Genomic DNA, 11,838 nt, shown 5'->3' on the forward strand with positions numbered 1-11,838 from the left:
CGGGCCGGGTCGGCCCACCCCTCGTCGAGGGAGGCCTGGAGGGCCTGGCGGGCGACCGGGTGGAGGGGGACCGCGGAGGCGGCGTCGAAGTACGGCACGCCCGTACGCTACCGGGACGTTCGGCCCCGATTCGGCGAGGCCGCGACGGCGTCGCGGGGCCGCCGCCGACGGCGGCCGGACGGGGCGAGATGCCGTCAACCGGGTGAAATCGGCGCGCCGTCGCGGACACAAGCGGACGACACCCGTCCGCGCCGCCACCCCTTCGGGGTGTCGGGCGGCGCGTTGGGGGACCCTCCTCGCGCGACCCCAAAAAGCGTCCAGTAGGGTTTGGTCCGCATAAACATCCAAACCCCTGCCCGACGCAGGACGGCGACCGACCAGCGTTAAGGCCGCAGCCAACCAGCGCGGGCGAGACTCTCGGGAAGGCGCTACGTGAGTCCCAACGGCTCCGACCGCTCGCCGCGGCGCCCGATGCGGCGGAAGCTGCTGCAGGCACTGACTGCGGGCCTGGTCCTGGCGACCGCGACTGGTTGCACATACGAGGACTTCCCTCGCCTCGGCATGCCCACCCCGACCACGGAGGAGGCTCCGCGGATCCTCTTCCTGTGGCAGGGCACCTGGGCGGCCGCGCTGGCCACCGGCGTGCTCGTGTGGGGACTGATCCTGTGGAGTTCGTTCTACCACCGGCGCAGCCGCACCAAGGTGGAAGTTCCTCCGCAGACCCGCTACAACATGCCGCTCGAGGCGCTGTACACGATCGTCCCGCTCATCATCGTCTCGGTGTTCTTCTACTTCACCGCCCGCGACGAGGCCAAGCTCCTCGAGACCGCGGACAAGCCCGACGTGACCGTCAACGTCGTGGGCTACCAGTGGAGCTGGGGCTTCAACTACATCGAGAACGTCGACGGCGTTTCCGGTGACGCGAAGACCGACAAGAACCTGGACGCCATCCCGGACAAGTTCCGGAAGGCGTTCCCGGAGAACGCCGGCGGTGTCTACGACTACGGCATCCCCAGCACGCGGAACCCGCAGAACGGCGACCCCGGCCCGACGCTGTGGCTGCCCAAGGGCCAGAAGGTCCGCTTCGTGCTGACCTCGCGCGACGTGATCCACTCCTTCTGGACGGTCCCGTTCCTGATGAAGCAGGACGTGATCCCGGGCCACACCAACGTCTTCGAGGTGACCCCCTCCAAGGAGGGCACCTTCAAGGGCAAGTGCGCCGAGCTCTGCGGAGTCGACCACTCCCGCATGCTGTTCAACGTGAAGGTCGTCTCCCCCGAGCGGTACGAGCAGCACCTCAAGGACCTCGCTGAGAAGGGGCAGACCGGTTACATTCCCGCTGGCATCGGTCAGACGAGCCACGAGAAGAACCGGGAGACGAACGTACTGTGAGCATCCTCAACCAACCCCAGGGTGCCGCACCGGGCTCGTACTACCAGGACGAGCTCCCGGTCCGCGCCAAGAAGCCGGGCAACCTCGTGGTCAAGTGGCTCACCACCACCGACCACAAGACCATCGGCACGCTGTACCTGGTCACCTCGTTCATCTTCTTCTGCATCGGCGGCGTGATGGCGCTGCTGATGCGCGCCGAGCTGGCCCGTCCCGGCACGCAGCTGATCTCGAACGAGCAGTTCAACCAGGCGTTCACGATGCACGGCACGATCATGCTGCTGATGTTCGCGACGCCGCTCTTCGCCGGTTTCGCGAACTGGATCATGCCGCTGCAGATCGGCGCGCCCGACGTGGCGTTCCCGCGGCTGAACATGTTCGCCTACTGGCTCTACCTGTTCGGCTCGACGATCGCGGTCGGCGGCTTCCTCACCCCGCAGGGCGCCGCGGACTTCGGATGGTTCGCCTACAGCCCGCTGTCCAACGCCATCCACTCGCCGGGTCTCGGCGGTGACCTGTGGATCATGGGTCTGGCGTTCTCCGGCTTCGGCACCATCCTCGGCTCGGTCAACTTCATCACCACGATCATCTGCATGCGCGCGCCGGGCATGACCATGTTCCGCATGCCGATCTTCACGTGGAACGTGCTGCTGACCGGTGTCCTGGTCCTGCTCGCCTTCCCGGTCCTGGCCGCCGCGCTCTTCGCGCTGGAGGCGGACCGCAAGTTCGGCACACACATCTTCGACGCCGCCAACGGCGGCGCCCTGCTGTGGCAGCACCTCTTCTGGTTCTTCGGCCACCCCGAGGTGTACATCATCGCGCTGCCGTTCTTCGGCATCGTCTCCGAGATCATCCCGGTCTTCTCCCGCAAGCCGATCTTCGGCTACATGGGTCTGGTCGGCGCGACCATCGCGATCGCCGGTCTCTCCGTGACGGTGTGGGCGCACCACATGTACGTCACCGGTGGTGTGTTGCTGCCGTTCTTCTCCTTCATGACCTTCCTGATCGCGGTCCCGACCGGTGTGAAGTTCTTCAACTGGGTCGGCACCATGTGGAAGGGCTCGCTCTCCTTCGAGACGCCGATGCTCTGGTCGGTGGGCTTCCTGGTCACCTTCCTCTTCGGTGGCCTCACCGGCGTGATCCTGGCCTCGCCGCCGCTGGACTTCCACATCTCCGACTCCTACTTCGTGGTGGCGCACTTCCACTACGTGGTGTTCGGCACCGTGGTGTTCGCGATGTTCGCCGGCTTCCACTTCTGGTGGCCGAAGTTCACCGGCAAGATGCTCGACGAGCGTCTGGGCAAGATCACCTTCTGGACGCTGTTCGTCGGCTTCCACGGCACCTTCCTGGTGCAGCACTGGCTGGGCGCCGAGGGCATGCCGCGCCGTTACGCGGACTACCTGGCCGCCGACGGCTTCACCGCCCTCAACACGGTCTCCACCATCGGCTCGTTCATCCTCGGCCTCTCCTTCCTGCCGTTCATCTACAACGTCTGGAAGACCGCCAAGTACGGCAAGCCGGTCGGCGTGGACGACCCGTGGGGCTACGGCCGTTCGCTGGAGTGGGCGACCTCCTGCCCGCCGCCGCGGCACAACTTCCTCACCCTGCCGCGGATCCGCAGTGAATCCCCGGCGTTCGACCTGCACCACCCCGACCTGGCGGCCCTCGACGAGCTCGAGAACCGCGACGTCGAGGGCGCTGCTCTCGCTGGTGGAAAGGAGGCCGGCAAGTGAAGATCCAGGGCAAGATGTTCATCTGGCTGAGCGTCTTCATCCTGGCCGTGGCGATCGTCTACGGTCTGTGGTCGAAGGAGCCGGCCGGTACCACGGCGCTCTTCCTCGCCTTCGGTCTCTGCATCATGGTCGGCTACTACCTGGCCTTCACGGCCCGGCGTGTCGACACGATGGCGCAGGACAACAAGGAGGCCGACGTCGCGGACGAGGCCGGGGAGCTGGGCTTCTTCTCCCCGCACAGCTGGCAGCCGCTGCTGCTGGGCCTCGGTGGCGCGTTCGCCTTCCTGTCGATCGCGGTCGGCTGGTGGCTGATGTTCTTCTCGGCCCCGTTCATCCTGATCGGTCTCTTCGGCTGGGTCTTCGAGTACTACCGCGGTGAGAACCGCACCCAGTGACGCGACCGTCTCGCTGAACACCCCGGCGCCCCGGATCTCCGCACGGAGACCCGGGGCGCCGTCGTCCGTCCGGGTGAGGGTGCCCCGGGACGGGCGCGCGGTCACCCGGAAGGGCCATCACGCGCTGCCCGTACCGCGCCCCCTCCCTAGCGTGGTGCCATGAGCCATCACACGACCGCGCGCACCCGCCCCCGCACCGCCGCCGGCGTCCTGCTGGCCTCAGCCCTCGCGGCCACCACCGCCGCGTGCGGCTCCTCCGAACAGCCCCTCGCCGCCCCGGAGGCCTACCAGGCCGCCAACGGGATCGCCCTCAAGGGCCCCATAGGCAGCGGACGGAAGGCCGACCCCGACAAACCGCTGGAGGTCACCGCCGAGGCCTTCGACGGCCGGATCACCGACGTGACCGCCGTCGACGCGACGGGCCGCTACCTGGCCGGCGAACTCTCCGCCGACGGCCGCCGCTGGCACAGCACCACGCCGCTGGCCGGCAACGCCCGGTACACGGTGCGGGTGAGCACCGTCGACGAGGACGGCGCGGCCGGCCGCAAGGTGCTGAACTTCTCCACCGGGAAGCCGACCGCCAAGCACGTCCTGGACGTGAAGTTCGGCCCCAGGGCGGGCACCTACGGCGTCGGGCAGCCCGTCACCGCGGAGCTGAACGTCCCGGTGCGCAGTCCCGCCCAGCGGGCCGTCGTGGAGCGCGCCCTGCGCGTGGAGTCCACACCCGCCGTGGCGGGGTCCTGGCACTGGGTGGACGACAAGGAGCTCCACTTCCGGCCCGAGGAGTTCTGGCCCGCCCACGCGACCGTCCGGGTGCGCAGCAACCTGGAGGGGATAAAGGTCGGCGACCGGCTCTGGGGCGGACGCTCCCGGGCGCTGGACCTCACCATCGGCGACAAGGTGGTCGCGCTCACCGACGCGGGCTCGCACCGGATGACCGTCTACAAGAACGACGAGGAGGTCAAGACCCTCCCGGTGACCACCGGCAAGCCCGGCTTCGACACCCGCAACGGCGTCAAGGTGGTGCTGGCCAAGGAGCGCTTCGTACGGATGCGCGGCACCAGCATCGGCATCGCCGAGGGCAGCGCGGAGTCGTACGACCTGCCCGTGCACTTCGCCACCCGGGTGACCTGGAGCGGCGAGTACGTGCACGCGGCGCCCTGGTCGGTGGGCTCGCAGGGCGTCGACAACGTCAGCCACGGCTGCACCGGCATGAGCACGGAGAACGCCGAATGGTTCTTCGACTACGTCAAGGAGGGGGACGTCGTCGAGGTGGTCAACTCCGACGGCGACATGATGGAGCCCTTCGGCAACGGCTTCGGCGACTGGAACATGGACTGGAAGAAGTGGCAGGCGGGCTCCGCGCTCACCGGAGGGGCCGGGGGCCCCACGGCGGCGGACCGGGCGCGCCTGACCCCGCAGTCGCTCTGACGGCGGGCGGCGCGACGTCCGGGAGTACGCCGGAGGGGGTGGCGGGCCGGACCGGCCCGCCACCCCCTCCGGCGTACTCCCGTGGCGTGCTCAGCCGGTCAGCGCCGCCCGGCCGCGCAGCAGCCCCGCGAGGGCGTCCGCGAACTCCACCGGGTCCACCGGCATGGTGACCGCCGAGTCCGCCCGGCTCCAGGTGGCCAGCCAGGCGTCCTGCGGGCGGGCCATCAGCAGCAGCACGGGCGGGCAGTGGAAGACCTCGTCCTTGATCTGGCGGCAGACGCCCATCCCGCCCATCGGGACGGCCTCGCCGTCCAGCACGCAGACGTCGATCCCGCCCTTGTCGAGCTCCCGGACCACAGCCTCCGGGGTGGCGCACTCCACGAACTCCACCGGCGGCACGTCGGCGGCCGGCCGGCGTCCGGCGGCGAGCCGCACCTGCTCCCGGGTGTTGGCGTCGTCGCTGTAGAGCAGCACCGTCGCGGTCGCCTGCATCCGTGCCTCCGCAAGATAGGGAACATCAGGTACCGATGCCGCGGATGCTACTCCTCACGACACCCCTCCGACACCGATCGGCACAGCTGTTCGCGAAGGCGCCGGAACGCCCCCGCGGGGCCGGTCGACCGGTCCGTACGGCCCAGTCGTCAGGCCCAGACACTCCGAACGGCACCCCCGGGAGTGAGGGCGGGATAAGCGACCGACATAATGTCGGTCGTGGCGACAGCAACGACAGTAGAAACCGGGCACGCGCACCCGTCGGTCAACCGGCCGAACCTCACCAGCGTCGGAACCATCATCTGGCTGAGTTCCGAGCTGATGTTCTTCGCGGCCCTCTTCGCGATGTACTTCACCCTGCGATCGGTTACGGGTACCGATCACTGGACGGAAATGGCCGACACGCTGAACTTCCCGTTCTCGGCGGCCAACACCACGATCCTGGTGCTCTCCTCCCTCACCTGCCAGCTCGGCGTGTTCGCCGCCGAGAAGGGTGACGTGAAGAAGCTCAGGGCGTGGTTCATCGTCACCTTCATCATGGGTGCGATCTTCGTCGGCGGTCAGGTGTACGAGTACACGGCCCTGGTGGCGCACGAGGGCCTGACGCTCTCGTCCGACCCGTACGGCTCCGTGTTCTACCTGACCACCGGATTCCACGGACTTCACGTGACAGGCGGCCTCATCGCCTTCCTGTTCGTCCTGGGCCGTACCTACGCGGCCCGGCGGTTCACCCACGAGCAGGCGACGGCCGCGATCGTCGTGTCCTACTACTGGCACTTCGTCGATGTCGTCTGGATCGGCCTCTTCGCCACGATCTACATGATCAAGTAGTCGGATCGGCCGCGCCGCGGCCGCTCCCATTCCAGAAGCATCGACGCAGAAGATCCTGACACCGGGGTAATCCGTGAAAAAGCTCTCCGCACGACGACGCCATCCGCTGGCGGCGATCGTCGTCCTCATCCTCGCGCTGGCGGCCACTGGGGGGCTGTACGCCGCGTTCGCGCCCGCGGGCGAGGCGAAGGCCGAAGAAACCGCCCAGTCCCTCGCCATCGACGAGGGCAAGAAGCTCTACACCGTGGGCTGCGCCAGCTGCCACGGCACCGGCGGTCAGGGCACCTCCGACGGTCCTAGCCTGGTCGGCGTCGGCGCGGCCGCTGTCGACTTCCAGGTCGGCACCGGCCGTATGCCCGCGCAGCAGCCGAGCCAGCAGGTCCCCAAGAAGAAGGTCGTCTACACGCAGGCCGAGATCGACCAGCTCGCGGCGTACGTCGCGTCCCTGGGCGCCGGCCCGGCGGTTCCGACCACCGAGCAGTACGACCCCGCGGGCGCCGACGTCGCCAACGGCGGCCAGCTGTACCGCACCAACTGCGCCCAGTGCCACAACTTCACCGGTGAGGGCGGCGCCCTGACCCACGGCAAGTACGCGCCCGACCTCTCCGATGTGGACCCCAAGCACATCTACCAGGCGATGCTCACGGGCCCGCAGAACATGCCCTCCTTCCCGGACACCGTCATGCCGGAGCAGGAGAAGCGAGACATCATCGCGTACCTCGACACGGTCAACGGCGACGACTCCGCGACCCCGGGCGGTCTGAAGCTCGGTGGCTTCGGCCCCGTCGCCGAAGGTCTCTTCGGCTGGGTGTTCGGTCTGGGCGCCCTGGTCGCCGTCGCCGTCTGGGTCGCCGCTCGGACCGCAAAGGCCAAGAAGTCATGAGTAGCCACGACATTTCCGAAGACAACCTGCCCCAGAAGCAGGCCCACGCACACGGTGCGCTGGGGGTGGCGGACAAGGACAACCCGTTCGCCGACCCGGGGCTCCCGCCCCACGAGCACCGCATCCAGGACGTGGACGAGAAGGCCGCGAAGCGCTCGGAGCGCATCGTCGCCGGTCTCTTCACCCTGTCGATGCTGGCGACCGTCGGCTTCATCGCCGCCTTCGTGGCGCTGCCGGTCGACAAGATCATCTACGTCTTCCCGCTGGGTCACATCAGCGCGCTGAACTTCTCGCTCGGCCTGACGCTGGGTGTCGCGCTGTTCGCGATCGGCGCGGGTGCGGTCCACTGGGCGCGCACGCTGATGTCCGACGTCGAGGTCGCCGCCGAGCGCCACCCGATCGAGGCCTCCCCGGAGGTCCGCGAGCAGGTGTTCGCCGACTTCAAGGAAGGCGTCACCGAGTCGGGCATCGGCTTCGGCCGGCGCAAGCTCATCCGCAACACGCTGCTGGGCGCGCTGACCCTGGTCCCGCTCTCCGGTGTCGTGCTGCTGCGTGAGCTGGGCCCGATGCCCGGCACCAAGCTGCGGCACACCCTGTGGTCCAAGGGCAAGCTGCTCGTGAACATGAACACCCACGAGCCGCTGCGTGCCTCGGACATCTCCGTGGGCTCGCTGACCTTCGCCATGCCGGAGGGTCTGCACGAGCACGACCACGACTTCCAGAAGGAGATCGCCAAGGCGGCCCTGATGCTCGTCCGGCTCGAGCCGGAGGACATCAAGGACAAGCGCGAGCTCGAGTGGTCGCACGAGGGCATCGTGGCGTACTCCAAGATCTGCACCCACGTGGGCTGCCCGATCTCGCTGTACGAGCAGCAGACGCACCACGTGCTGTGCCCCTGCCACCAGTCCACCTTCGACCTCGCCGACGGCGCCCGAGTCATCTTCGGTCCTGCCGGTCACGCCCTGCCGCAGCTCCGCATCGGTGTGAACGACGAGGGGTACCTCGAGGCGCTCGGCGACTTCGAAGAGCCCGTCGGTCCGGCCTTCTGGGAGCGCGGAGAATCATGAGTAATGCAGCCAGCAACGAGTCGTCCCGCTCCCGCGGGAAGGCCCCGGCCGGCGAGCGCGTAGCCGACTGGGCCGACGGCCGGCTGGGGATCTTCTCCCTGGCCAAGGCCAACATGCGCAAGATCTTCCCCGACCACTGGTCGTTCATGTTGGGCGAAGTCTGCCTGTACAGCTTCATCATCATCATCCTCACGGGTGTGTACCTGACGCTGTTCTTCCACCCGTCGATGGCCGAGGTGGAGTACCACGGCTCGTACGTGCCGCTGCAGGGACAGCTGATGTCCCAGGCGTTCGAGTCGACGGTGAACATCTCGTTCGAGGTGCGCGGCGGTCTGCTGATCCGGCAGATCCACCACTGGGCCGCGATCGTCTTCCTCGCCGGCATGTTCGTCCACATGATGCGCGTGTTCTTCACCGGCGCGTTCCGCAAGCCGCGTGAGATCAACTGGCTGTTCGGCTTCCTGCTGTTCGTCCTGGGCATGTTCACCGGTTTCACCGGCTACTCGCTCCCGGACGACCTGCTCTCCGGCACCGGTATCCGCTTCATGCAGGGTGCGATCCTGTCGATCCCGGTCGTCGGCACCTACGTGTCGATGTTCCTCTTCGGCGGCGAGTTCCCGGGCACCGACATCATCGCCCGCTTCTACTCGATCCACATCCTGCTGCTGCCGGGCATCATGCTGGGTCTGGTGGTCGCCCACCTGATCCTGGTCTTCTACCACAAGCACACCCAGTTCGCGGGTCCCGGCCGGACCAACAAGAACGTGGTCGGCATGCCGCTGCTGCCGGTGTACATGGCGAAGGCCGGCGGGTTCTTCTTCCTGGTGTTCGGCGTGATCGCGGTCATGTCCGCGATCGCCACGATCAACCCGATCTGGAACATCGGCCCGTACCGTCCGGACCAGGTGTCGACCAACGCGCAGCCCGACTGGTACATGGGCTTCTCCGAGGGCCTGATCCGCATCATGCCGGGCTGGGAGATCAACTTCTGGGGCCACACCCTGGTCCTGGGCGTCTTCATCCCGCTGATGGTCTTCGGTCTGGTCATGGTCGCGATCGCGGTCTACCCGTTCATCGAGTCCTGGGTCACCGGCGACAAGCGCGAGCACCACATCCTGGACCGCCCGCGCAACGCCCCGACGCGGACCGCCTTCGGCGCCGCCTGGATCGCGCTGTACTTCGTGCTGCTCGTCGGCGGTGGCAACGACCTGTGGGCCACCCACTTCAACCTGTCGATCAACGCGATCACCTGGTTCGTCCGGATCGGCATGTTCGTGGTGCCGGTGCTGGTGTTCATCGCGACCAAGCGCATCTGCCTGGGCCTGCAGCGCCGGGACAAGGAGAAGGTGCTGCACGGACGCGAGTCGGGCATCATCAAGCGCCTGCCGCACGGTGAGTTCATCGAGGTCCACGAGCCGCTCTCGCAGGAGCAGCTGCACACCCTCACCGCGCACGAGCAGTACAAGCCCGCCGAGATCGGCCCGACGGTCGACGAGAACGGCGTCGAGCGCAAGGTGAAGGCGTCGGAGAAGCTCCGCGCCAAGCTGAGCCAGGGCTACTACGGCGAGGGCAACCAGATCGAGAAGCCCACGCTCGAGGAGTTCAAGGAGATCGAGGCCGGCCACGGTCACCACTGAGTGCCCGTCCCCCGCGTGAGCGGGCCGATCACCCCGATCACCGACTGATCAACTGATCGCCACGGCAGGAGCCCCGTCCGGCACCCGGACGGGGCTCTTCGCCGTCCGCGGGATCGATAGGGTGGGAGGTGCCCCGCGGAGAGGGGGCGCCACCCGTGAACCCGCGGCCCCGGGCGGGCCGCCGGACCGAGACGATCAGGAGCGGCATATGAGCGCTGTGACCCCCGCTGGAGGCGACACCGCGGCGGGCCGTTCCTGGCCGGCCGTCCTCAACGGCCTGCTGGAGGGCCGCGACCAGAGCGCCGACGACACCGCCTGGGCGATGGACCGGATCATGCGGGGCGAGGCCACCGACGCCCAGATCGCGGCCTTCGTGGTCGCGCTGCGGGCCAAGGGGGAGACGGTCGAGGAGATCACCGGCCTGGTGCGGGCCATGTACGACCACGCCCGGGTGATCGACGTGCCCGGCCCCGCCGTGGACATCGTGGGCACCGGCGGCGACGGCGCGAAGACCGTCAACATCTCCACCATGTCCGCGATCGTGATCGCGGGCACCGGGGTGAAGGTGGTCAAGCACGGCAACCGGGCCGCCTCCTCGGCGAGCGGGTCCTCGGACGTGCTGGAGAAGCTGGGCGTCAACCTGGAGCTGACCCCGCAGCGGGTGGCCGAGGTGGCGCACGAGGCCGGCATCACCTTCTGCTTCGCGGTGAAGTTCCACCCGGCGCTCCGTCATGTGGCGGCGGCGCGCAGTCAGTTGGGCATCCGCACCACCTTCAACTTCCTGGGCCCGCTGACCAACCCGGCCCGGGTGAGGGCACAGGCGATCGGTGTGGCCGACCTGCGGATGGCGCCCATCATGGCGGGCGTGTTCGCGGAGGCGGGCAACTCCGCGCTGGTCTTCCGCGGCGAGGACGGCCTCGACGAGCTCACCGTGACCGGCCCCTCCCGGGTCTGGGTGGTGCGGGACGGACAGGTGCGCGAGGAGCTCTTCGACCCGCGTGACGTGGGCGTCGCGTACGCGCCGCTGGACGCCCTGCGCGGCGGCGACCCGTCCTACAACGCGGACGTCGCCCGGCGCCTGCTGGCCGGCGAGACGGGCCCGGTCCGGGACGCCGTGCTGCTGAACTCGGCGGCGGCGCTGGTCGCCTTGGAGCCGGGGGAGGGGACGCTCGCCGAGCAGATCCGGGCCGGCATGGACCGAGCCGCCGAGTCCCTCGACTCGGGCGCCGCCCGGCGGTCCCTGGAGCGGTGGGTCATGGCCAGCAACTCCTGAGCCGCCGGCTCCCGGTCCGCCGAGGCGGGCCGGGGAACGCGTACGCGAGGCGTGGTCCGGATGGCGGACCACGCCTCGTGCGCGTGCGGCGGTTGTGGCAAGATGCGGGGCAGGTCATGAGTGACAGCCATCAGGCCCCGGCCGGCTGTCCGGCAACCCTCCGTCCGTGGCGGGGTGCCCCGGGTGAGGACCAGGCCGCAGACAGCAAGGTCTGCGGCAAGCGCGGACCCCTCCCGTGATGCCAGGGGTCCTGGTTGCCGAGGAGTCTTTTGTGAGCCGACGAATGCGCCGGGCCTGACCGGTCGGGGTCGCTGCTTTCCGCTGTTCGCCCCGCCGGGCAGGCCGTCGAGCCGAGTCCTTCGCTTCTTCGTCCTTCCCCCCCTTTTTTCCCCGTCCCGTCCCTGGTGGCCGCTGCCGGCGCCGGGCCGACGCACCGTCGGCCGCGCCGCCGCCCCCGGGGTACGCCGACGTGCTCACAGGAGACCGCCATGCCGTTCACCACCACCGCCACTGCCACCGCCACCGCCACCGCCTCCGCCGCCTGCACCACCACCGCCGTCCCGGCGCCCGCTCACGTCTCCTCGCCCGCCGAGCCGCTGCCGGTGCTGGGGCTGGACGTCACCGTGCCGCTGGCCTCCGGCCACCGGGTGCCGTACGCCGCGCTCGACCAGGCGGCCAGTGCGCCGGTGCTGCGCGAGGACTGGGAC

General features: G+C 68.9%; 10 protein-coding genes, 1 pseudogene and 1 riboswitch. Of the genes and pseudogenes, 10 read left to right on the plus strand and 1 reads right to left on the minus strand.

The genetic code is table 11. From position 1 onward, the window contains the following. Positions 1-432: 432 nt before the first annotated feature. The 4 genes from coxB (at position 433) to HW445_RS07435 (ending at position 4,948) form a co-directional block, all read left to right on the plus strand. Complete coding sequence (gene coxB / locus HW445_RS07420; protein ID WP_180220228.1) at positions 433-1,392, plus strand: cytochrome c oxidase subunit II; 960 nt, start codon at positions 433-435, stop codon at positions 1,390-1,392. Next, on the plus strand, positions 1,389-3,122 hold the full coding sequence (gene ctaD / locus HW445_RS07425; protein ID WP_180220229.1) for a cytochrome c oxidase subunit I: 1,734 nt from the start codon (positions 1,389-1,391) through the stop codon (positions 3,120-3,122). The genes coxB and ctaD overlap by 4 nt, the downstream gene beginning before the upstream one ends. Further along, entirely contained in the window at positions 3,119-3,517 is a 399-nt protein-coding gene (locus HW445_RS07430; RefSeq protein WP_180220230.1) for a cytochrome c oxidase subunit 4, read from the plus strand. The genes ctaD and HW445_RS07430 overlap by 4 nt, the downstream gene beginning before the upstream one ends. A gap of 159 nt (positions 3,518-3,676) precedes the next feature. Further along, positions 3,677-4,948, plus strand: a complete 1,272-nt coding sequence (locus HW445_RS07435) for an Ig-like domain-containing protein (RefSeq protein WP_180220231.1) — start codon at positions 3,677-3,679, stop codon at positions 4,946-4,948. A 90-nt stretch (positions 4,949-5,038) separates the two neighbouring features. On the opposite strand, the gene HW445_RS07440 is transcribed toward HW445_RS07435, so the two are convergent. Then, on the minus strand, positions 5,039-5,440 hold the full coding sequence (locus HW445_RS07440) for a response regulator transcription factor (protein WP_151772894.1): 402 nt from the start codon (positions 5,438-5,440) through the stop codon (positions 5,039-5,041). 210 nt (positions 5,441-5,650) lie between these two features. Between HW445_RS07440 and HW445_RS07445 the strand changes: the two genes are divergently transcribed. From HW445_RS07445 to HW445_RS07470, 6 genes and pseudogenes are all read left to right on the plus strand, one after another. Further along, positions 5,651-6,271, plus strand: coding sequence for a heme-copper oxidase subunit III (locus HW445_RS07445; protein WP_151772893.1), 621 nt, complete (start codon positions 5,651-5,653; stop codon positions 6,269-6,271). A 73-nt stretch (positions 6,272-6,344) separates the two neighbouring features. Further along, positions 6,345-7,154, plus strand: coding sequence for a c-type cytochrome (locus HW445_RS07450; protein ID WP_151772892.1), 810 nt, complete (start codon positions 6,345-6,347; stop codon positions 7,152-7,154). Further along, complete coding sequence (locus HW445_RS07455) at positions 7,151-8,221, plus strand: ubiquinol-cytochrome c reductase iron-sulfur subunit (RefSeq protein ID WP_180220232.1); 1,071 nt, start codon at positions 7,151-7,153, stop codon at positions 8,219-8,221. The genes HW445_RS07450 and HW445_RS07455 overlap by 4 nt, the downstream gene beginning before the upstream one ends. Then, complete coding sequence (locus HW445_RS07460; RefSeq protein WP_180220233.1) at positions 8,218-9,858, plus strand: cytochrome bc complex cytochrome b subunit; 1,641 nt, start codon at positions 8,218-8,220, stop codon at positions 9,856-9,858. Before HW445_RS07455 ends, HW445_RS07460 begins: the two co-directional genes overlap by 4 nt. A gap of 208 nt (positions 9,859-10,066) precedes the next feature. Continuing rightward, positions 10,067-11,131, plus strand: a complete 1,065-nt coding sequence (gene trpD / locus HW445_RS07465; protein ID WP_180220234.1) for an anthranilate phosphoribosyltransferase — start codon at positions 10,067-10,069, stop codon at positions 11,129-11,131. 112 nt (positions 11,132-11,243) lie between these two features. Beyond that, a riboswitch (SAM riboswitch) is annotated at positions 11,244-11,360 on the plus strand. A gap of 259 nt (positions 11,361-11,619) precedes the next feature. Continuing rightward, positions 11,620-11,838: pseudogene (locus tag HW445_RS07470) on the plus strand (cysteine desulfurase); the annotation flags it as partial.

It is taken from the genome of Streptomyces sp. UH6, assembly GCF_013421635.1.
In the GTDB taxonomy this organism is placed as follows: domain Bacteria; phylum Actinomycetota; class Actinomycetes; order Streptomycetales; family Streptomycetaceae; genus Streptomyces; species Streptomyces abyssomicinicus.